14 protein-coding genes are annotated in these 21,390 nt (G+C 75.1%); 9 read left to right on the forward strand and 5 right to left on the reverse strand.

All coding sequences use genetic code 11. The annotated features are described in order from the left end of the window. Positions 1-3 precede the first annotated feature (3 nt). The 3 genes from OO62_RS07900 (at position 4) to OO62_RS07910 (ending at position 5,248) form a co-directional block, all read left to right on the forward strand. Positions 4-2,970, forward strand: coding sequence for an SUKH-4 family immunity protein (locus tag OO62_RS07900; RefSeq protein ID WP_063738987.1), 2,967 nt, complete (start codon positions 4-6; stop codon positions 2,968-2,970). Between the two features lie 295 nt (positions 2,971-3,265). Beyond that, complete coding sequence (locus OO62_RS07905; RefSeq protein ID WP_228332648.1) at positions 3,266-4,147, forward strand: LCP family protein; 882 nt, start codon at positions 3,266-3,268, stop codon at positions 4,145-4,147. A gap of 99 nt (positions 4,148-4,246) precedes the next feature. Further along, positions 4,247-5,248 (forward strand): coiled-coil domain-containing protein, encoded by a 1,002-nt coding sequence (locus OO62_RS07910; RefSeq protein ID WP_033266536.1) that lies wholly within the window; start codon positions 4,247-4,249, stop codon positions 5,246-5,248. Positions 5,249-5,271: 23 nt separating this feature from the next. On the opposite strand, the gene OO62_RS07915 is transcribed toward OO62_RS07910, so the two are convergent. Beyond that, entirely contained in the window at positions 5,272-6,942 is a 1,671-nt protein-coding gene (locus OO62_RS07915; protein ID WP_051732869.1) for an MFS transporter, read from the reverse strand. 260 nt (positions 6,943-7,202) lie between these two features. Here OO62_RS07915 and mfd point away from each other — a divergent pair, with 260 nt between their 5' ends. After that, entirely contained in the window at positions 7,203-10,763 is a 3,561-nt protein-coding gene (gene mfd, locus OO62_RS07920) for a transcription-repair coupling factor (protein ID WP_033266537.1), read from the forward strand. A 60-nt stretch (positions 10,764-10,823) separates the two neighbouring features. Here mfd and OO62_RS07925 read toward each other — a convergent pair whose 3' ends face one another. Further along, complete coding sequence (locus tag OO62_RS07925; RefSeq protein ID WP_078617070.1) at positions 10,824-12,362, reverse strand: DUF2079 domain-containing protein; 1,539 nt, start codon at positions 12,360-12,362, stop codon at positions 10,824-10,826. A gap of 206 nt (positions 12,363-12,568) precedes the next feature. Beyond that, positions 12,569-13,360: a DUF4190 domain-containing protein gene (locus tag OO62_RS07930; RefSeq protein WP_033266539.1), complete on the reverse strand. Its 792-nt coding sequence runs from the start codon at positions 13,358-13,360 to the stop codon at positions 12,569-12,571. 191 nt (positions 13,361-13,551) lie between these two features. On the opposite strand from OO62_RS07930, the gene OO62_RS07935 reads away from it, so the two are divergent. The 3 genes from OO62_RS07935 (at position 13,552) to OO62_RS07945 (ending at position 18,377) form a co-directional block, all read left to right on the forward strand. Continuing rightward, positions 13,552-15,765, forward strand: a complete 2,214-nt coding sequence (locus OO62_RS07935) for an N-6 DNA methylase (RefSeq protein WP_398742298.1) — start codon at positions 13,552-13,554, stop codon at positions 15,763-15,765. A 213-nt stretch (positions 15,766-15,978) separates the two neighbouring features. Continuing rightward, the gene (locus OO62_RS07940; RefSeq protein ID WP_033266540.1) at positions 15,979-16,617 is read left to right on the forward strand and encodes a hypothetical protein; all 639 of its coding nucleotides are present in this window, start codon (positions 15,979-15,981) and stop codon (positions 16,615-16,617) included. Next, positions 16,614-18,377, forward strand: a complete 1,764-nt coding sequence (locus OO62_RS07945) for a protein kinase domain-containing protein (RefSeq protein WP_033266541.1) — start codon at positions 16,614-16,616, stop codon at positions 18,375-18,377. Before OO62_RS07940 ends, OO62_RS07945 begins: the two co-directional genes overlap by 4 nt. A gap of 51 nt (positions 18,378-18,428) precedes the next feature. On the opposite strand, the gene OO62_RS07950 is transcribed toward OO62_RS07945, so the two are convergent. Beyond that, positions 18,429-18,941, reverse strand: a complete 513-nt coding sequence (locus tag OO62_RS07950) for a DinB family protein (RefSeq protein ID WP_033266542.1) — start codon at positions 18,939-18,941, stop codon at positions 18,429-18,431. A gap of 76 nt (positions 18,942-19,017) precedes the next feature. Continuing rightward, positions 19,018-19,458: a GNAT family N-acetyltransferase gene (locus OO62_RS07955; protein WP_033266543.1), complete on the reverse strand. Its 441-nt coding sequence runs from the start codon at positions 19,456-19,458 to the stop codon at positions 19,018-19,020. Positions 19,459-19,627: 169 nt separating this feature from the next. Between OO62_RS07955 and OO62_RS07960 the strand changes: the two genes are divergently transcribed. Further along, complete coding sequence (locus OO62_RS07960; RefSeq protein ID WP_033266544.1) at positions 19,628-20,266, forward strand: SurA N-terminal domain-containing protein; 639 nt, start codon at positions 19,628-19,630, stop codon at positions 20,264-20,266. Between the two features lie 81 nt (positions 20,267-20,347). After that, positions 20,348-21,364: a nucleoside triphosphate pyrophosphohydrolase gene (locus OO62_RS07965; RefSeq protein WP_033266545.1), complete on the forward strand. Its 1,017-nt coding sequence runs from the start codon at positions 20,348-20,350 to the stop codon at positions 21,362-21,364. Positions 21,365-21,390 lie beyond the last annotated feature (26 nt).

A 21,390-nucleotide genomic window follows, 5' to 3' on the forward strand; every position in this document is an offset into this window, starting at 1 on the left:
GCGTTGGTGACGTTCGCGCAGGCGCAGGAGCGCGCGGAGCGGTGGGTGAACGGCGACGTGCCGGCCTCCCTGCACCGTGAGGTGCGGGTGCGGGAGTTCGATCTGGGCTTCGTGGCCTGGGCGGAGGACCGCGAGGGGGGCCCGTCGACGGGCTCGGCATCCGGGGAGCAAGAAGAGAGCCGGGGCGGAGCGCAGCGGAGCGGCGGCCGGGCCCGGCTGGTGATCGCGCGGGACAGCGGGGAGACGACGCTGTGGCCGGGGCTGCCGGTGGGTGAGGTGATCCGCCGGTACGAGGAGGAGTACGGGGCGGTCGCGGACGGCGGGTACGGGGCGGCCGAGCCGGCGCCGCAGCGTATCGATCTGGAGGCCACGTCCTTCCTGCTGACGCCGCCGGAGTGGCTGCAGCAGGCGGCGGACGCGAGGGGCATCCCGGACGGGCGGGGCGGTGCGGGGAGCGGAGCTGCGCCGTCCGCGCCCTCGGTGCCCGCGCAGGCGGGGCCGCCGGCCGCTGCGGCAGCCGCCGGCCCGGCTCCTGCCGCGCCGCCGGCCCCGGCCACCCCGTCCGTGCCGTCCGCTGCCGTTCCTTCCGCTTCGGACGCCTGGGCCGAGGTGAGCGTCAACGGTGCCGGGGACGGGGTTTCACAGGACGGTGCGGACGCCGCGGAGACGGGTCCGGTGCCGGGTGTGCCGGGCGGGTCCGGTGCGTCGGGTACCCCGGCCGAGGCGACGCCGTGGGCCGCGGCGGACACCACCAGCAGCGACGGCGGTGGTGAGGACCTTTCGGTGGGGCTGCCCCAGACGGTCTTCGCGCCGCCGCTGGCCGGGTTCGACGAGGAGGACGCGCCGGCCGCGCCGCGCGCCCGGCCCGAGGCCAAGACCGAACTGCTGCGGGGCGGTAGCCAGTTGCCGCGTACGCAGGTGGCGCCGGCTGTCGAGCTGCCGGACGGGACGGGGCCGGGCGGCGGTCCGGCGGGCGGGCCCGGTGGCGCGCCGCTGCCGCCGCCGATGCCGGCCGCACCGCCGGCGGTGCCCGGGCTGCCTGACCTGCCGCCGCCGTCGGGGCCGCCGGTCGCCGATGTGCCGCCCCCGCCGGGTGTGGCGGGCGCCGGTGCACCGGGCGTGCCCGGTCCCGGTACGCCGCCGGCACCGCCCGCGGGGGGCGGGGTGCATGCCGCGGCGACGATGCTGGCCGACGGCTCCTCGCTGCCCGGTAACGCGGCCGGTGGGCCGCCCCCGCCGCCCGGCGTGCCCGGTGCGGGGCGTGCGGGCGGGCCGCAGGACGCCGCGAAGCTCGCGGAGGCCGAAACGGGCAAGGCCGGGGTGCGTCCGCCCGGCGGCCCGGCGGCGTCCGGTGCGCCGGCCGGCGGTTACGTACCGACGCAGCTGGTGTCGCAGCTGGACGGCGCGGATCTTGATCTGAGTGCGGTGGACGGGCCCGGCGGGGCGGACCGGCCCGGTGGGACCGGTGGCCCCGGTGCCGGCGGTCCTGGTGGTCCCGGTGGTGGTGTGCACGCCGCGGCGACGATGCTCGCCGACGGCGCGTCGCTGCAGGCCGGACTGGCCGGTGCCGGCGGTCCCGGTGGTTCCGCCGGTGGCCCGGGTGTGCCGGCGCCCCCGGCGCCGCCCGGTGTGCCCGGCGCGCCGAAGCCGCCCGGTCCGCCCGGCCGTCCCGGTGCCTCCGCCGGTGGCCCGGAGAGCGGCGGCCGGGAGACCGGTGGTCCGGCCGGGCCGCCCCCGCCGCCCGCACCGCCGGTCTCCGGCGGCCCCGGCGCGGGTGGCCCCGGTGGCGGGGTGCACGCCGCGGCGACGATGCTCGCCGGTGGCGCCGCGCTGCCCGGCGGCCCGGGTGCCGGTGGCCCGGCGGGTCCCGGCATGCCGCCCGCGACGCCGCCGGCCGGCCCCCACGTCCCGCCGCCGGGAGTGCCCGGCCCCACGGGCGGCCCCGGCGGGCCGGGCGCGTACGGCTATCCGCAGGCGCCCAGTGGTCAGCCGACGGTCGGCCCGGGCTACATGGCCGTGCTGAGCTACCGCGCGCCGGACGGCTCGGAGCAGAAGATCGTGCGCCGCTCGGCGCCGGGTACGCCGCATCCGGAGTGGCAGCTGCTGCACGAGCTGCGGGGCATGAACGTCCCGCCGCAGCAGGTGCTGGAGCTGCACACCGAGCTGGAGTGCTGTGATCTGCCGGGTGGCTACTGCGCCCGGATGATCCGGGACAACTGGCCGCAGGTGCGGATCAGCCACACCGCCGCGTACGGCAGGGACCACGCCTCGCGTCAGCAGGGCGTACGGCATCTGGTCGAGCACCAGGGCGAGTTGCACCAGGTCGCGGACGGTCCGGCGCGGCCGGCGCCGGTGCGGGTGCCGCTGCCGCACCCCTCGCAGGTGCCGCCGGCGCCACCGGTGCCGCCCCAGGTGATCGGGCAGGAGCTGGAGCAGGCGTTCGGGCCGCAGGGCATCTTCCGGTTCGACCAGCGGGCGGTGTCCCGGCACGGCGTGCCCGACGTGGTGGCGCAGATGCTGGTGTGGGCCGGGCTGCCGGTCGACTTCGGGCCGTTCTTCTGGGCGCAGGCACAGCCGCACCGTCCGGTGCCGACGCTGGCGGAGCTGGCGTTGGAGCGCGGGGTGCAGCCTGCGCCGGACGCCGGGTCGTATCTGGTGATGGGCAACGACTTCGGTCGTCAGCTGTGTGTCCAGTACGGGACCGCGAACATCGTGGCGGTGCCCATGGAGGCCCACGGGGGGCAGTCGGCCGCGCCGCAGTTCGTGAACAGCGGGCTGCCGGAGTTCGTGCGGTGCCTGGCGATGCTGGGGCGGATGTGGCGGCTGCGGTACGGGCTGACGCCGGAGCAGGCGGGCCGGTGGACCGTCGACTTCCAGGCGCAGCTGGTGGCGCTGGATCCGCCGGCGCTGGGCTCGCCGGAGACGTGGTGGTCGGTGCTGCTGGAGCAGATGTGGGACGGCCTGCTGTAGGGCGGCGGGCGGCCCGGGCGGGCCCCGTGCCGTGCCCGGGCGGGGCGTTCGACCTGCGGGATGGGCCGGGCGCCTCGACCATGCGTATATGGGCCGTCCGATACCCCCGTCGTGGTCGTCGTCGCCGGCGACCCGGTACCGGGCCGGTGGCCGGCGCCGGCGTCCGCGCGGGCGGGCCGCCGGGCGGTGGGGCGGTCCGGGGCCGCGCCGGAGCCGGTGGGCGTGGCTGGGCTGGCTGCTGGCGGTGCTGCTGGTGCTGGTGGTCCTGGTGGTGGCGGCGGGGGCCGGGCTGTACATGCGGGCGGGGCGGCAGCTGCAGCACACGGCCGCGATTGCGGACTATCCGGGCCGGCCGGCCCCGGGCCGCGGCACGAACTGGCTGCTGGTCGGCTCCGACAGCCGGTCCGAGCTGACCCGGCAGCAGCGCAGGGAGCTGCACGTCGGCAACAACGACGTGCGGAACACCGACACGATCATGGTGCTGCACTACGGGGACCACGGCCCCACCCTGGTCAGCCTGCCGCGGGACAGCTACGTCCCGATTCCCGGGCACGGCAGCCGGAAGATCAACGAGGCGTACGCGGACGGCGGCCCGAAGCTGCTCACCCGGACGGTGGAGCAGGCCACCGGGCTGCGGATCGATCGCTATGCCGAGGTGAACTTCCTGGGGTTCGTGCGGATCGTGGACGCGCTGGAGGGCGTCCGGCTGTGTCTGGACAAGCCGCTCGTCGACGAGCGGTCGGGGGCGGACTTCCCGGCCGGCTGCCGGCGGATGAACGGGACGCAGGCGCTGGCGTTCGTACGGGCGCGCTACGCGGACCCGGAGGGTGACCTCGGACGGGTGAAGCGGCAGCGGCAGCTGCTCGGCGCGGTGGCGGACCGGATGGCCGGCTCCGACGTGTATCTGGACCCGTCCCGGCTGACGCGGGTGATGGACGCGTCGTTGGCGGCGCTGACCGTGGACGAGCGGGCCGGGGTGGGGCAGTTGCTGGAGATGGGCTGGTCGATGAAGCGGATCGCCGGGGGCGGTGGGGCGGCGGCCACGGTGCCGGTGCATCAGCCCGGGGTGATGGTGGCCGGTGCCGGGTCGGTGCTGCTGTGGGACGAAAGTGGGGCGAAGCGGCTGTTCCACTCCCTCCACAACGATGATCCAATTCCGACTTCTGCCGATAAATGACGCATCCTGGTGCAGTGGGCCGGTAGGCGTGCCGCGACGGCACGGAATCCCGGCCGGTCCGAAGAACAGCGCGCGTAACTGCACAGAGGGGCTTGAGGGATGAGTGCATCGGTGTCGCCTCACGGGTTCGAGACCGTACGAGGGCGTGGATACCGGCCGGAGGACGTGGACCGCCGCTTCGAGGGGCTCTCGGTCGACCGTGACTCCTGCTGGGAGCGCGCCGCACGGCTCACCGTCCTGTGCAACGAGATGGAGGCCGAACTCGCCGCGGTGCGGCTGCATCTGGCGACGCTGCCGCCGCAGACGTACGAATCCCTCGGCACCGAGGCCCGGTTGATCCTCACCACGGCGGAGTCGGAGTCGGAGCGGCTGCGCGCCGAGGCGGAGGAGGCCGCCGCGCACCTGCGGGACGAGGCCGACGCCTACGGGCGCGAGGCGCGGGAGGCGGCGGACAAGGCGGCGTACACGCTGCGCACCGAGGCGGACGAGCTGGCCCGGCGGACGGAGATCAGGGCGCAGGACGAGGCCGCGCGGATGGTGTCGGCGGCGGCCAAGGAGGCCGAGACGCTGCGCGGGGAGGCGGCCGAGGCGCTGGACGAGACGGTCCGGCGCACCGAGCGGATGGTGCGTGACCAGGAGAAGCAGCAGGCCGAGGGGTGGGACGCGGCGGGGCGGGAGATCGCCGAGCGGGAGGCGGCGACCGGCGACCTCGTCGCGGAACTGGACGCCCGCGGGCGGGCCGTGCTCGCCGACCACCGACGGCTGTACGCGGAGGCCGAGGAGGCCGCCCGGCACCGGCAGGAGGACGCCGAGGACCGGGCCGCCGGGCTGCTGAAGCAGGCAAAGGTCGAGGTGGAGCGGATCGAGCGGACCACCGAGCGGATCCTGCGCGAGCACGACGAGGAGCGTGCGGAGCTGCGCATCCACATGACGCACGTGCGCAACAGCCTGGCGGCGCTCACCGGGAAGGCGCCGGTGGGCCTGCCGGACGACCTCGACGGGGACCGCGCGGGGACCGCCGGCGCCGGCCCGGACGCCGCTGCCCCCGGCTCCGACGAGGCGGACACCCTGGAGACGGAGCTGCCCCGGCCGCGCCGCTGACCGGCCGTCCGGCACCGGGGCCGCTACGTCGCGCCCGGCTCCGTCCCGCCCGTACGGGCCCCGACGTCGTCGCCCGTGGGGGCCCCGCCGGCCGGGGCCCCTCCCGGTGGGGCGTCGGCGTGCACCGGGAAGCGTCGCGGCGCCAGCAGGACCAGCGCGAGCAGGGCGAGGGCGGCGGCCGCGGCGGCGCCGAGGTAGACGTGGCCGACGGTGGCGGCGACGGCGCGGCGGAGGTAGTCGGTGGCGTGGGCGGTGAGGGCGCCGGCGTGCTCCAGGGCGCGCGAGACCGCGTCGAGGTCGCCGGGCAGGCCGGGGCGGATGTCCGAAGGGGCGTCCGCGAGGCGGGCGTTGAGCGTGGTGTTGGCGACGGCGCCGAAGAGCGCGGCGCCGACCGACTGGCCGACCTGGCGGCAGAAGAGGATCGAGGCGGTGGCGGTGCCGCGCTCGGCGTAGCCGACGGACGACTGGACGCCGATGATCAGCGGCAGCTGGAACAGGCCGAGGGCGGCGCCCAGCGCCAGCATCAGCAGGGCGGGCTGCCAGGCGGCGCCGGGGTAGGGCAGCAGCGGGAAGGCGAGCAGGACCAGTCCGGCGGTGCCGATGCCCAGCACCGCGCAGTTGCGGATGCCGAGGCGGTTGTAGACGTGGCTGCTCAGGGCCGCCGACACCGGCCAGCTGAGGGTCATCACGGAGAGCACGAAGCCGGCGGCGGTCGGGCCGAGCCCCAGCACCGCCTGGGCGTAGGTGGGCAGGAAGACGGTCGGGGCGACCATCAGCAGGCCCAGTGCGCCCAGCGCGAGGTTGACCGCGGAGATGGTGCGGCGGCGCCAGACCCAGCCGGGGATGATCGGTTCCGCGGCGCGCCGTTCGATCAGGACGACGACCGCCGCGCACACCGCGCTGCCGGCGAACAGCAGCAGCGACGGGGCGGACAGCCACGGCCAGGCGACGCCGCCCTGGACCAGGGCGGTCAGCAGCAGCCCGCCGCAGACGAAGATCGCCAGCGCGCCGGGCCAGTCGACACGGGGGCGCCGGGCCGGCCGGTCGCCGCGTCCGGTCTCGGTGAAGTGCCGGGCGATCAGCCACAGCGCCACCGCGCCCACCGGCACGTTGATCAGGAAGATCCACCGCCAGTCGGCGTACGCGGCCAGCAGCCCGCCAAGTGCGGGCCCGGCCACCGCCGACGTGGCCCAGACGCTGGAGAGCTTCGCCTGGATCTTGGGGCGTTCCTTCATCGGGTACAGGTCGGCGGCGATGGTCTGCACCGTGCCCTGCAGCGCGCCGCCGCCCAGCCCCTGGAGGACCCGGAAGGCGATCAGCGACGCCATGTTCCAGGCGCCGGCGCAGGCCAGCGAGCCGATGAGGAAGAGCACGATGCCGGTGAGCAGGACGGTCTTGCGGCCGAAGGTGTCGGAGAGCTTGCCGTAGACCGGCAGGGTGACGGTGACGGCCAGCAGATAGCCGGAGAAGAGCCAGGAGAACACCGCGAAGCCGCCGAGGTCGCCGACGATCTGCGGGACGGCGGTGGCGATGATCGTGGCGTCGAGCGCGGCCAGGGCCATGCCGAGCATGAGGGCCGCGACGACCGGGCCGCGCCGGCGGGCGGCCGGGTCGCCGGCCTTCGGTATGCCCGGCTCCGGGCCGCCCGTGCCCCGGTCCGTGGGGCTGTCACTGTCCCTGGTCGTGCGGCTCACGCTTCCCCCTCCGCGGACGTACCGTCGGTGTGTGTAACGGACACCGTTCCGGTCGACAGCCAACCACGCACGGCCGGGATGCGGAACGGCGCTTCTCGCCGACCGGACACTCCCGGCCCCGCGCGGTGCGCCCCCCCGGGCGGGGTCGGCCGCTCCGACGGCGGGTTGTCGGTGGTCCGGCGTATCGTGGGCAGCCCCGCCCGTGCCACGTCGCGGGCCGTTCGCGTTGATTGCCTCGCTTGCTGGGACGGAACCTTTTCATGAGCCTGACTGGTCTGCTCGACGCCGTCGTACGGGACCCGGCGCTCGCCGAAGCGGTGCAGGCCGCGGCCGACGGACACCGCCGGCACGTCGATCTGGTCGGTCCGCCGGCCGCCCGCCCCTTCACGATCGCCGCCCTCGCCCGCGAGGCGAAGCGCCCCGTGCTGGCGGTGACCGCCACCGGCCGGGAGGCCGAGGACCTCGCCGCCACGCTGCGCAGCCTGATGCCGGCCGGCGAGGACAACTCCGTCGTGGAGTTCCCGTCCTGGGAGACGCTGCCGCACGAGCGGCTCTCGCCGCGCTCGGACACCGTCGGCCGGCGCCTCGCGGTGCTGCGCCGGCTCGCCCACCCGCGCGCCGACGACCCGACCGCCGGCCCGGTCTCGGTGGTCGTCGCGCCCATCCGTTCCGTGCTCCAGCCGCAGGTCAAGGGGCTGGGCGACCTGGAGCCGGTCAGTCTGCGCACGGGCGGGACGGCCGATCTGGAGGAGGTCGTCGACGCCCTGGCGGCGGCCGCGTACGCCCGGGTCGAGCTGGTCGAGAAGCGCGGCGAGTTCGCGGTCCGCGGCGGCATCCTGGACGTCTTCCCGCCCACCGAGGAGCACCCCCTGCGGGTGGAGTTCTGGGGCGACGACATCGAGGAGATCCGCTACTTCAAGGTCGCCGACCAGCGGTCGCTGGAGGTCGCCGAGCACGGCCTGTGGGCGCCGCCGTGCCGGGAGCTGCTGCTGACCGAGGAGGTCCGCACCCGGGCCGCCGCGCTCGCCGAGCGCCATCCCGAGCTGGGTGAACTCCTCGGCAAGATCGCCGAGGGCATCGCCGTCGAGGGCATGGAGTCGCTGGCTCCGGTGCTGGTCGACGAGATGGAGCTGCTGCTGGACGTGCTGCCGGCGGGCTCGATGGCCGTCGTCTGCGACCCGGAGCGGGTGCGTACCCGGGCCGCCGACCTGGTGGCGACCAGCCAGGAGTTCCTCCAGGCGTCATGGGCGGCCAGCGCGGGCGGCGGAGCGGCGCCGATCGATGTGGGTGCCGCCTCGCTGTGGGGCATCGCCGACGTCCGCGACCGGGCCCGCGAGCTGGGCATGATGTGGTGGTCGGTGAGTCAGTTCTCCGCCGGTGACGGCGCGGCGGACGACGGGCCGGCCGCCGGGGACGGCGACACCCTGAAGCTGGGCATGCACGCGCCCGACACCTACCGCGGCGACACCCAGCGCGCCCTCGCCGACACCAAGCAGTGGCTGGCCGACGGCTGGCGCACGGTCTTCCTCACCGAGGGGCACGGCCCCGCCGCCCGTACGGTCGAGGTGCTCGGCAGCGAGGGCATCGCGGCCCGCCTGGACCCCGATCTGCCCGAGATCTCGCCGTCCGTCGTGCACGTCTCGTGCAGTTCCCTCGACAACGGCTTCGTCGACCCCGGGCTCAGGCTCGCCGTGCTGACCGAGACCGACCTCTCCGGCCAGAAGGCGGCCGGCAAGGACGGCGCCCGGATGCCGGCCCGCCGCCGCAAGACCATCGACCCGCTCACCCTGGAGGCGGGCGACTTCATCGTCCACGAGCAGCACGGCGTCGGCCGCTACATCGAGATGGTGCAGCGCACCGTCCAGGGCGCCACCCGCGAGTACCTCCTCGTCGAGTACGCCCCCGCCAAGCGCGGCCAGCCCGGCGACCGCCTCTACATCCCCACCGACCAGCTGGAGCAGGTCACCAAGTACGTGGGCGGCGAGGCCCCGACGCTGCACCGGCTCGGCGGCGCCGACTGGACCAAGACCAAGGCGCGCGCCAAGAAGGCGGTCAAGGAGATCGCCGCCGACCTGATCAAGCTCTACTCCGCCCGCATGGCGGCCCCCGGCCACACCTTCGGCCCGGACACGCCCTGGCAGCGCGAGCTGGAGGACGCCTTCCCGTACGCGGAGACGCCCGACCAGCTCACCACCATCGCCGAGGTCAAGGAGGACATGGAGAAGTCGGTCCCGATGGACCGGCTGATCTGCGGCGACGTCGGCTACGGCAAGACCGAGATCGCGGTCCGCGCCGCGTTCAAGGCCGTGCAGGACGGCAAGCAGGTGGCCGTCCTCGTGCCCACGACCCTGCTGGTGCAGCAGCACTTCGGCACGTTCTCCGAGCGGTACGGACAGTTCCCGGTGAACGTGAAGGCGCTGTCCCGCTTCCAGACCGACACCGAGGCCAAGGCCGTCCTGGAGGGCCTCAAGGACGGCGCCGTCGACATCGTCATCGGCACCCACCGCCTCTTCTCCTCCGAGACCAAGTTCAAGGACCTCGGCCTGGTCATCGTCGACGAGGAGCAGCGCTTCGGCGTCGAGCACAAGGAGCAGCTGAAGAAGCTCCGCGCCAACGTCGACGTCCTCACCATGTCCGCAACGCCCATCCCGCGCACCCTGGAGATGGCGGTCACCGGCATCCGCGAGATGTCGACGATCACCACTCCGCCCGAGGAGCGCCACCCGGTCCTGACCTTCGTCGGCCCCTACGAGCAGCGGCAGATCGGCGCGGCCATCCGCCGTGAACTCCTGCGCGAGGGCCAGGTCTTCTACATCCACAACCGCGTCGAGTCGATCGACCGCGCCGCCGCCCGGCTGCGCGAGATCGTCCCCGAGGCCCGGATCGCCACCGCGCACGGGCAGATGGGCGAGACGCAACTGGAGCAGGTCGTCGTCGACTTCTGGGAGAAGAAGTTCGACGTCCTGGTGTCGACGACCATCGTCGAGTCCGGCATCGACATCTCCAACGCCAACACCCTCATCGTCGAGCGCGGCGACAACTTCGGCCTCTCCCAGCTGCACCAGCTGCGCGGCCGGGTCGGCCGGGGCCGCGAGCGCGGCTACGCCTACTTCCTCTATCCGCCGGAGAAGCCGCTCACCGAAACCGCCCACGAGCGGCTGGCCACCATCGCCCAGCACACGGAGATGGGCGCCGGCATGTACGTCGCCATGAAGGACCTGGAGATCCGCGGCGCCGGCAACCTCCTCGGCGGCGAGCAGTCCGGCCACATCGCGGGTGTCGGCTTCGACCTGTACGTCCGCATGGTCGGCGAGGCGGTCGCCGACTACCGCGCCTCCCTCGAAGGCGGCGTGGAGGAGGAACCGCCCCTCGAAGTCAAGATCGAACTCCCGGTGGACGCGCACGTCCCGCACGACTACGCGCCGGGCGAGCGCCTCCGCCTCCAGGCGTACCGGGCCATCGCCTCGGCCACGACGGAGGAGGACATCGCCGCCGTCCGCGAGGAACTCACCGACCGCTACGGCAAGCTGCCGGAGCCGGTGGAGAACCTCCTCCTGGTCGCCGGGCTGCGCATGCTCGCCCGCTCCTGCGGCGTCTCCGACATCACCCTCCAGGGCGCCAACATCCGCTTCGGCCCGGTGGAACTGCGCGAGTCCCAGGAGCTCCGCCTCAAGCGGCTCTACCCCCGTACGGTCCTCAAGCCGGCCACCCGCCAGATCCTGGTCCCCCGCCCCACGACGGGCAAGATCGGCGGCAAGCCGCTGGTGGGACGGGAACTCCTCGCCTGGGTGGGCGAGTTCCTCACGACCGTCCTGGGCTGACGGCCCGCCCGTCGCGGGTCTCCCCGTACGTCTCCGGCGGGTCCGGCGGAGACGTACGGGTCAGCGGGCGGACGTCCGGCGGAGGACCACGACGTCCGCCGCCCCGCCGAGGTAGACGTAGGTGGACTTCGGGTGGCGCGCCCGCGCCTCGGCGAGCAGCTGCCGCGGCGTCCGCTCGCGCAGCTGCGCGGTGATGTAGTCCGGCGCCAGCCCGCCCGTGTCGCCGGTCCAGAAGACCCGGGTGCGGTCGGTGAGCCGGCTCAGCGGCCGGATGTCGGACTCGACGGTCGCGCCGTCGGGTATGCGGTCGAGCAGCCGCTCCGCGGCGGTGACGCCCGGCGGGACGCGGTAGGTGGCGGCCTCGGTGAGGCGGGCCAGGGGGAGCGTGGTGGTCAGCGCGAGCGCGGCGGCCAGTACGGCGGCCGGCAGGTGGTGGGCGTAGGAGCGCAGCCAGGGGCGGGACGAGACCCGGGCCCGGGGCAGGGCGTCGACCAGGGCGAGGAAGACCACCGGCATCAGGACGGCGTTGTAGTGCCAGTCGATGCCCCAGTAGTGCGGCTCGTGGGAGAGGAACCGCCAGCCGAGGGTGGGCAGCGCGACCAGGAGGAGCGGGGAGCGCAGCGCGAGCAGTCCGGTGGTGGGCAGCAGCACCCACAGCGTGGTGCGCAGGGCGGTGTCGAGCGGGATGGTGGCGCCACCGCCGTCGGCGCCGAACTTGCTCCAGTAGTCGTACGAGCCCGAGCCGTTGACGGCGGGGATGAGGACGCCGAGGGTGAGGGCGGTGGCGGTCAGGCCGAAGGCGACCAGGGCGATCGGCAGCGGACCGGCCCGGCGGGTGCGGAGCAGGGCGAGGGCGCCGATCGTCGCGGCGGTGACGCCCAGGTCCTCCTTGACCAGGACCAGCGGGGCGGCCCAGCAGACCGCCGCGGTCCACCGTCCGCGCAGTACCGCTTCGAGGGCGAAGGCGAGCAGCGGCAGCGCGAACGCGATCTCGTGGAAGTCGAAGTCGACGGCCTTCTGCACCCCCCAGGACATGCCGTACGCGACGCCGAGGGCGAGGCCGGGGAGGCGGCCCAGGTAGCGGGCGGCGGCCCGGGTGACCGGGATCGCGGAGAGCGCGAACAGCGCGGCCTGGGCGAGCAGCAGGGTCAGTGAGGAGGGGAAGACCCGGTAGAGGGGGGCGAGCACCACCAGGGCGGGGCTGAAGTGGTCGCCGAGGATGTTGGTGCCGGGGCCCTTGAGGTCGACTATCGGGGCGCGGAAGTGGGCGTAGCCGCGTATCGCCTGTTCGAAGATGCCCAGGTCCCAGGAGGAGCTGGACAGCGTGCGGTACCGGCAGACGGCCAGCAGCGCGAAGCAGAGGAAGAAGAACGCGGCGGTCCAGTAGGGGTCGAGGCGGGGGACGCGCAGCGGGGCGGTCCGCTCCCGCAGGCGCCGGGCGGCGCGCCGCAGCGGTCCGGGGCCGGCCGGGGGGCGTTCGGGTGCCGGGGATGTGGAGGCGGTGGCCGCGGCGGCGGTCCGGGGCGCCGGCACGGTGCTGCCGTTCTCCCCCGTACTCCGTCCCGGGGCACCCCCAGCCGTTGCTGCGGCCGTGTTCATCAGGGTCCTCACTCACTCTCAACTGCCGGAAAGATACTCGAACGGACGCACGTATCTGCCGGAACGGTGCGGCCGACGTGCGCCGGCAGTGGTTCAGACGCGGCCGCGGGGCGGGCCGTTCCCGGGCAGCACGACGCCGGCCCGGCACCGCGGGGTCGCGGTGCCGGGCCGGCGGGAGTGCGGGAGGAAGCCGTGGTGAGCGGGCCTCAGATCGTCAGCTTCCAGTGGACGGCGTCGAGCATGAGGTCCGGGGTGACCTCGATGTCGAGGTCCTTCGCGGTCGGCGGGGCGTCGAAGACCATCTCCACGGTGGCGGTGGCGCCGGGGTTGATCGAGTTGCCGAAGTCGTGGTGCAGGATGCCGTGCTTGTCGTCGTCGACCTCCTGGGCCTCCTTGCCGTTGACCCGGGCCTTGGTCTGGACGAGGGGCTTGTCGAACGCCTTGCTGCCGGTGTTCTTGATCGTGACGGTGAGCTTGTACGCCTTGTTGCCGTCGGCGTGGCCGCTGACGAGGGTGCTCGGGTTCACGGTGTAGGGGGTCGCCTTCGAGACGGTCACCTGCACGCCGTTGTTGTACTTGGCCGTGGCGCCCGCGGTGAGCTCCTTGGCGCTCTGGCCCGAGCCGTCCTTCGGCTGGCCGGAGCTCTGCTCCACCTGCTTGTTCACCTCGTCGACGGCCTTGCTGACCGCCGTCAGGGTCACGATGACGCCCACGACGGCCAGGATGATCGCGACCACGCCCAGGAGCGCGCCGGTCAGTGCCACGCCCTTGTTCGTGGCCTGGCCCTTCTTGGCGCGGCTCCGGCCCACCAGACCGAAGATCAGCGCCAGGATGCCGAGCGGGCCGGCCAGCCAGAACAGGATCATCGGGATGCCGCTGAGGGCGCCGAGGATGCCGAGGATCAGGGCGGCGATGCCGAGCCCGTTGCGGGCCGCCTGGGGGGCGGGAGCGCCGGCCGGGCCCTGCGGGGTGGGCTGGTAGTGCATCTGGTGAGACATGCGAAGGGGCCCCTTCCGGGCACTCGTTCCAATTCCGCTGAAGCGATGGGTCAATAACAACAGAGGCTGTGAACCGAGTCAACACGAATGAAGGAACTGGATGAGTTCACGTCGTGAAGGGGGTGGTTGGGTGTGAATGGGTATGCTGCCGACACAGAGAGGTTCGGGGGTCACCGGAGGGAGCCAGCCAGGTGGCGCACAACGCATCGCCGGACAACGCGACGGACACCAGGACCGTGCCGACGGGTACACAGGCCCGGCCCACCGAGGTGACCGCCGCCGGCATCGCCCGGCTCGCCGGCGTCGGCCGGGCCGCGGTCAGCAACTGGCGGCGCCGCCATGCCGACTTCCCCAAGCCCGTCGGCGGCACCGAGACCAGCCCCGCCTTCGCCCTCCGTGAGATCGAGCAATGGCTGCGCGACCAGGGGAAACTCGCCGAGGTTCCGCTGCGCGAGCGGGTCTGGCAGCAGCTCGTCGGCCATCCCGCGGGCGCCGCCGCCGCGCTGCGGCAGGCCGGCGCCGTCCTGCTGCTGGCGCATGACCGCCCCGCCGCCTGGCAGCAGCTGCGCGCCGCCGCCGACGACGCCGAGCTGACCGGCGTCCTGCCCGCGGTGCTCGACGCCGTCCTCGCCGCCCGGCTCGGCCCCGGCCACCCCGTCCGCGGACTGACCCGCGAGGCGCTCGCCCCGTCCGCCGCGCTGGTCCGCGCCACCGGCGACCTCGCGGCCGCGGACGGCGCCGCCGCGGCGTACGACTTCCTGCTCGGCCGTCATCTGGACGCCAACCCCCGGCAGTACACCCTGACCCCGCCCGGGCCCGCCGCGCTGATGGCCGAACTGGCCGCCGTGGCCGGCCCGTCGGGCACCGTCCTCGACCCGGCCTGCGGCGCCGGCGCCCTGCTGGCCGCCGCCCGGGAGCGCAGCGCGGAGGAGAGCGACGCGGGGGAGCGCGATGCCGGGGAGGGCGACGCGGGAGAGGGCGAGGCGGGGGAGAGCGACGCCCCCGTCACCCTGTACGGGCAGGAGGCCGACGCCGACCTCGCCGCGCTCACCGCGCTCCGCCTGGCCCTCGGCGCCCCCGACGCCCAGGTCCGGGTGCGCGCCGCGGACACCCTGCGCGCCGACGCCTTCCCCGACCTCGCCGCCGACGCCGTCCTGGTCCACCCGCCGTTCAACGAACGCAACTGGGGCCACGACGAACTCGCCTACGACCCCCGCTGGGAGTACGGCTTCCCGGCCCGTACCGAGTCCGAACTCGCCTGGGTCCAGCACGCGCTGGCCCGGCTGCGCGAGGGCGGCACCGCCGTGCTGCTCATGCCGCCCGCCGCCGCCTCCCGCCGCTCCGGCCGCCGGATCCGCGCCGACCTGCTGCGCCGCGGCGCGCTACGGGCGGTCATCGCGCTGCCGGCCGGCGCCGCGCCGCCCAACGGCGTCCCGCTGCACCTGTGGGTGCTGCGCAAGCCCGGCACCACCCCGCCCGCCCCGCAGCTCCTCGTCGTCGACGCCGCGGGCCCCGCCCCCGGCCCGGCCGCCGGCCGCGACAAGCCCGACTGGCAGACCGTCCGGACCACTGCGGTGGAGGCGTGGCGGACCTTCGACCGCGACGGCGGCATCGAGGAACAGCCCGGCGTCCGCCGGTCGCTGGCCGCCATCGACCTCCTCGACGACGACGTCGACCTCGCCCCGGCCCGCCACCTCCCGCCGCCCGCGGCGGCCGGCGGCCCCGCCGAACTCGCCCGGATCCGCGAGCGGCTGACCACCACCCTCGCCCGCACCACCGCACTCACCCCGCGCCCCGACGGCGGCGCGGCCGGCCCCGCCCGCTGGCCGCTGACCACCGTCGGCGAACTGGCCCGCTCCGGCGCCCTGGTGCTGCGCGCGGGCGGCGCCGGCACCGCACCGGCCGGCGGGGCAGCCCCCGCGGTGCTCACCGACCACGACGTCATCGGCGGCGACGCCCCCTCCGGCACCCTCCCCGAAGCGCCCGCCTCGGGGCCCGCCGAGGAACCGGTCCTCCTCCAGGCGGGCGACGTCGTCGTCCCCGTCCTCGGCGGCGGCGCCGTCGCCCGGGTCACCGACGACAGCACCGCCGGCGCCGCCCTCGGCCGCAACCTGACCCTGCTGCGCCCCGACCCGGCCGCCCTCGACCCCTGGTTCCTCGCCGGGTTCCTGCGTGGCACCGCCAACAACCGGCAGGCCAGCAGCTACGCCTCCACCGCCACCCGGCTCGACGTCCGCCGCCTCCAACTGCCCCGCCTGCCGCTCGCCGACCAGCGCCGCTACGGGCAGCGCTTCCGCGACCTGGCTGCCTTCGAGGGGGCGCTGCGGCTCACCGCCCGCCTGGGCGAGCAGCTGGTGCAGGGGCTGCACGACGGGCTGACGGACGGGTCGGTCACCCCGGACTGACGAGGCGGCGCGGGCCGGACCCGGGCCCGGCGGGGCCCGGCGCCGGCACATTGCCCGGCCCATTCCGTACAACCCCGCACACGCACCCGGCGTCGTATATACGCTCAGGCGCACGTACGCGCACCCGAGCCCGCCCGCGCGAGGGGGCGGCGCCACCCCCACGGGCCGCCACGGCACCGCCTCGCCCGCCCGAACGACCCGTCAGGAGCAGCAATGCACGGCCCCGCCCCGGCCCACCCGCCGCAGCGTCCCCCGGGACAGGGGACGGTCATCGCGCTGCGGGTGCTGTTCGTGGCCGGCACGGTGCTCAGCCTGGGGTTCCTGGCCTGGGCGGCGCTGCTGCGGGCCGCGATCGTGCAGCGCAGGCCGCTGGGATGGTGGCTGTTCGGCGGCGACCTGGCGCTGGTCATCGGCACCAGCCTGTGGTCGGAGGGCTACCCCGAGACGGACTGGCGCACCGATGTCGCGGTGGCCCTGTTGCTGCTGCAGATGGCGGGCACCGTCGCGTACTACCTGGTCGTCGACATCCGGGCCCAGCGCGCCCCCGGGCCCGCGCCCCTGCCCGGCGCGGCGCCCTACCCCGGCCCGCCGCACGGGTACGGCCCCCCGCAGGGGTACGGCCCCCTCCACGACCGGCGGACCCAGCCGTACGGGCCGCACGGTGCCGGCCCGGTCAACCCGTACGCGGTCACCGAGACCCACCTGCCGCACCCGGGGCAGGGCGGACCCGCCCCGGCCCCGTACCGCCCCGCGCCACCGCCCCCGGAGCGGCCGCAGCCGCAGCGCCTCGACCGGGTGCGGGCAGAGCTCGATGAACTCAGCGACTACCTCCGCAAGGAGGAGGGGAAGTGAACGGCCGGGTCATCGGCGGGCGTTACGAACTGTCCGCGCTGCTCGGCCAGGGCGGGATGGGCCAGGTCTGGATCGGCTACGACCGCCGGCTGGACCGCCGGGTCGGCGTCAAGCTGCTGCGCCCGGACCGGGTGGCGGGCACCCCGGACGGCGAGGAGATGCGCCGCCGCTTCGTCCGCGAGTGCCGGGTCACCGCACAGGTCGACCACCCGGGACTGGTCACCGTCCACGACGCCGGCAGCGACGACGAGGACCTCTACCTGGTCATGCAGTACGTGGAGGGCGCCGACCTCTCCGACCACCTCGCCGAGCACGACCCCTACCCCTGGCCGTGGGCGGTCTCGGTCGCCGCGCAGCTGTGCGCCGTGCTGGCCTCCGTCCACGCGGTGCCGATCGTCCACCGCGACCTCAAGCCCCGCAACGTCATGATCCGCCCGGACGGTTCCCTGGTCGTCCTCGACCTCGGCATCGCCTCCGCCCTGGACACCGACACCACCCGCCTCACCCACACCGGCTCACCCATCGGCAGCCCCGCCTACATGGCGCCCGAGCAGGCCATGGGCGGTGCCGTCGGCCCGCACACCGACCTCTACGCCCTCGGGGTGCTGCTGCACGAACTGCTCAGCGGCGAGGTCCCGTTCGCCGGGTCGACGGCCCTGGGCGTGCTGCACCGCCACCTGCACGAGGAACCCGTCCCCGTGCGGCACCTGCGCCCCGACGTCCCCGAAGCGCTCGAAGCGCTGGTGCTGCACCTGCTGCGCAAGGATCCCGAGGCGCGCCCCGCCGACGCCCAGGAGGTCTACCAGGCGCTGGCGCCCCTGCTGCCCACCGCCGCCACCGGCCCGCAGGCCGCAGCCGCACCGCTCGCCCCCATGGACCCCACCCGCCCCTTCCGTCAGCCGCATGCTCCCTGGCCGGCCCGCTCGACGGCGGCACTCGCCCCGGCCCCCACGCCGACGGCGGTCTCCACCCCGCTGCTGCCGTCCGTGCCCGGGCCGCGGGGTGACCGGCGGCCGGCGTCCCTCGGGGCCGACGCGGCCGCCACCGGGCCGGGCCCCCGGGCCGCCGACCCCCGCGCCTCGGCCCTGTCCGGTATCCCGGCGGCCTTCGGGCCCGCCCCCTCGCACCCCGGGGCCCGGCCGGCCGCCGCCGACCCCCGGACGTCCGGCGCCGCCGCCCCGCACGGCACCGGCACCGGCGGCCCGGACGTCGCGGCCGCCGTCGAGGAGGTCAAGAGCCTGCTCGACCAGGGCCGGATCACCCATGCCGTGGACATCCTCGGCGGCATCCTGCCGGCCGCCGCCGAACGGCACGGCCCGCACTCCCCGGTCGTGCGCACCCTGCGCAAGCAGTACGCCGCCACCCTCATGGACGACGGCCAGTACCGCCGCGCGCTGCCCGAACTCCGCCTGCTGGCCGAGGAGTTCGGCAAGGAGTCAGGCGCCGGCGCCACCCGCCAGGCCCTCCAGTTCCACTTCGAGGCGGCCCAGTGCCTGGAGCAACTCGGTGAGGTCGCCCAGGCGCTGGAGGAGTACCGCGCCCTGCTGCCCTACTTCGAGCACTACGCCGACGACCCCGTACGCCCCCTGGAGATCCGGCGGTCCATAGGCCACCTGCTGCTGGCCCAGGGCGAACGCGGCGCCGCCCAGGAGACCCTCTCCCGCCTCCTCTACGACGCCGAGCGCCTGCACGGCCCGCACCACGCCTTCACCGAGGAGCTGCGGCGGACGCTGTACTGGCTGAGCCAGGTCCAGGGCTGAGCCGGACCGGCAGCCGTCCGGACCGGCGTCCCGGGCCCGGGCGGCCGGCGGTCACACGCCCGTACTGCCGTCGATGCGCTCGCGCAGGAGGTCGGCGTGGCCGCAGTGCCGGGCGTACTCGGCGATCATGTGGGTGTAGATCCAGCGCAGGGTGACCCGGCCGTCCCCGAAGGGCGCGGTGTCGTCGAGCGCGCGGCCCGCGCAGTTCTCCCGGCCGCGGTCCGTCTCGGCCCGCCACGCGGCCAGCGCCCGGTCGTACGTGGCCTCTTCGGCGAGGTCGAAGCCGCCGTCGTGGGTGCCGGGCCCGGCGTCCGGGCCGAAGAGGGGCGGGACGTCCTCCTCGGCCAGGACCCGGCGGAACCAGTTCCGCTCGACCTCCGCCAGGTGCTGGACGAGGCCGAGCAGGGTGAGCGGTGACGGTGGCGCGGACGCCGCACGGAGCTGATGCTCGGTCAGCCCGGCGCATTTCTGGGCCAGGGTCGTGCGGTAGAAGTCGAGCCAGCTCTCCAGCGAGGCCCGCTCGTCGGCGTCCATCGGCGGCAGGAGACGTTCGGTGGTCGTCATGGCCGCATCGTGGCACGGGGGTACGACAACGCGGCCGCGGCACCGCGGCCGGTGCCCCCGCGCCCCAAGCCCCGGCTCAGGCGAGCCGCAGCGTGCACCAGGGAATGGTCTCGCCCGGCAGCACATAGCGCTCGACCTCGACGAACCCGTGCTTCTCGGCGAAGCGCAGCCCGTCCGTGTTGGACGTCAGAACCACCGTCTCGATCGCCCCGGCGCCGAGCTCCCGCGCCCGCTTCAGCCCCCGCTCGTAGAGCCGACTGCCGAGCCCCTGCCCGCGGTGGCCGGGCAGCACGCGGGCGATCACCGTGGCCGTGGCGGTGTCGTCCGCGGGCGGGCGGACGGTCGTGCAGCCCACGAGGACGTCGTCGCGGTACGCCACCTCCAGGGTGTTGCGCCCGGCGCGCTCCCGCACGTCGTCGAGCGACAGCTGATGGGTGGGGATGATCAGGTTGTGGACGTACTGCCAGTCCTTGAACCCGGCGTCGTCGTCCGGCTGTTCGATGCGAAGGGTGCTCACCGCAGCAGCAAACCGGTGCGTACGGCGGAGCGTCAACCGCAATTGTCCGGCCGGGCGCGACCGACTCCGCCACAGCTCGTTGGCCGAAGCAGTGGCCTGGGCCACGACGACTCCTTAGCATCGATCACTCAAGGTCGAGACTCCGTCGCACGATCTGCCGGGAGGCCATGTGTTCCGCCGTAGGACAGCGCTCTCCGTATCCGCCACCGCCGCCCTGCTGGCCGCGACCCCGCTGCTCGCCGCCTGCGGGAGCGGGGCGCACCCCGGTGCCGCCGCCGTCGTCGACGGGAAGCGGATCACCGTCGCGCAGCTGCAGGCCAAGGTGAAGGACGTACGGGCCGCGCAGGCCAAGTCCCCGCAGGGCACCCAGCTGATCATGAACACCGGGCGGCTGAGCCTGGCCACCCTCAACGGCATGATCTTCGACCGGGTGCTGGCCCGCAGCGCCGAGCACGCCGGGGTGACGGTCACCCGCCGCGCGGTCCAGAAGTGGCGCGACCAGGCCGAGCAGCAGGCCGGCGGCGCCGAGCGGCTGAAGGCGATGTGGCTCCAGCAGGGCATCGCCCCCGACGAGGTCGACGCGATGGTCCGCAACCAGCTGCTGCTGGACGGCGTCGCCAAGCACCTCGGCGCCGACCGCGGCAAGCCGGAGGGCCAGCGCGCGCTCGCCCGGGAGCTGGCCAAAACCTCCCGCTCCATGGGCATCGACGTCAATCCGCGCTTCGGCAAGTGGGACGACCAGCAGGTGATCCTCGGCGAGACCAAGGACCCCTGGATCACCACCGGGCAGGCGAAGCAGCAGACCTGAGGCGGGGCGGCCGGCGGTGGTCGGCCGGGCAGGCGGCGGGCGGCGCCCGGCGATGTCGGTGGGGTGCGTTACGTTCGAGGCGTGAACGCTGACGCCTCCGCCGCCGACACCGGCGCCGACGCCCGCCCCGAGGGCACCGGCACCGGACGCCTGGTCCTGCTCACCACCAGCCACCGGGTCGCGCCCGGCCTGCTGTCCTGGCCCGCGTGGCAGACGCTGCGCACGGCCGACCGGGTGCTGTGCGCCGAGCCGGACCATCCGCAGCTGCCCTACCTGCGCGAGGCCGGCATCGAGGTGGAGACCGCCGCCCCGACGGCCCGCGAGCTGGTCGACGCCTGCGTGTCCGGCGACCGCACCGCCGTCGTCCTGACCTCGGCCTCCGGCGAGAGCACCCTGACCGACGGACTGGCCCGGCTGGCCGGGTCCGGCCGCGAGACCATGCCCGACCTGGAGCTGCTGCCCGGCTCGTACGACCTGCCCGGCGCGCGGCTGCTCGACCTCGTGCAGGTCATGGACCAGATCCGGGCCGAGTGCCCCTGGAGCAGCATCCGCACCCACCGCGATCTGGCCAAGTACGGCATCGAGGAGGCGTACGAGCTGGTCGAGGCGATCGAGGACGGCGACCGCGAGGCGCTGCGCGAGGAGCTCGGCGATGTGCTCCTCCAGGTCGTCTTCCACGCCCGGATCGCGCAGGACGACCCGGACGAGCCGTTCTCCCTCGACGACGTGGCGGGCACGATCGTGGACAAGCTGATCCGCCGCCACCCGCACGTCTTCGGCGAGGAGGAGGCCGCGACCCCCGAGGACGTCAAGGCGCACTGGCTGCGGACGAAGGCGGAGGAGAAGCAGCGCGCGTCGGTGACCGAGGGCGTGCCGCTGGCCCAGCCCGCCCTGGCGCTGACCGCGAAGCTGGCCTTCCGGGCCCGGAAGGCGGGGCTCGACGTCGCCCCGCCCGCCGGCGACGGCATCGGCTACGACCTGCTGGCGATGGCGGTGCGCGCCGAGGCGGACGGGGTCGACCCGGAGGCCGCGCTGCGGGCGGCGGCGCGGGCCTACCGGGACGCGGTGCTGGCCGCCGAGGGCGCGGCCGGGCGGTAGCCGCCGCCCGCGGCGGTGCGGTGCGC

The organism is Streptomyces lydicus (genome assembly GCF_000717345.1).
Lineage (GTDB): Bacteria > Actinomycetota > Actinomycetes > Streptomycetales > Streptomycetaceae > Streptomyces > Streptomyces lydicus.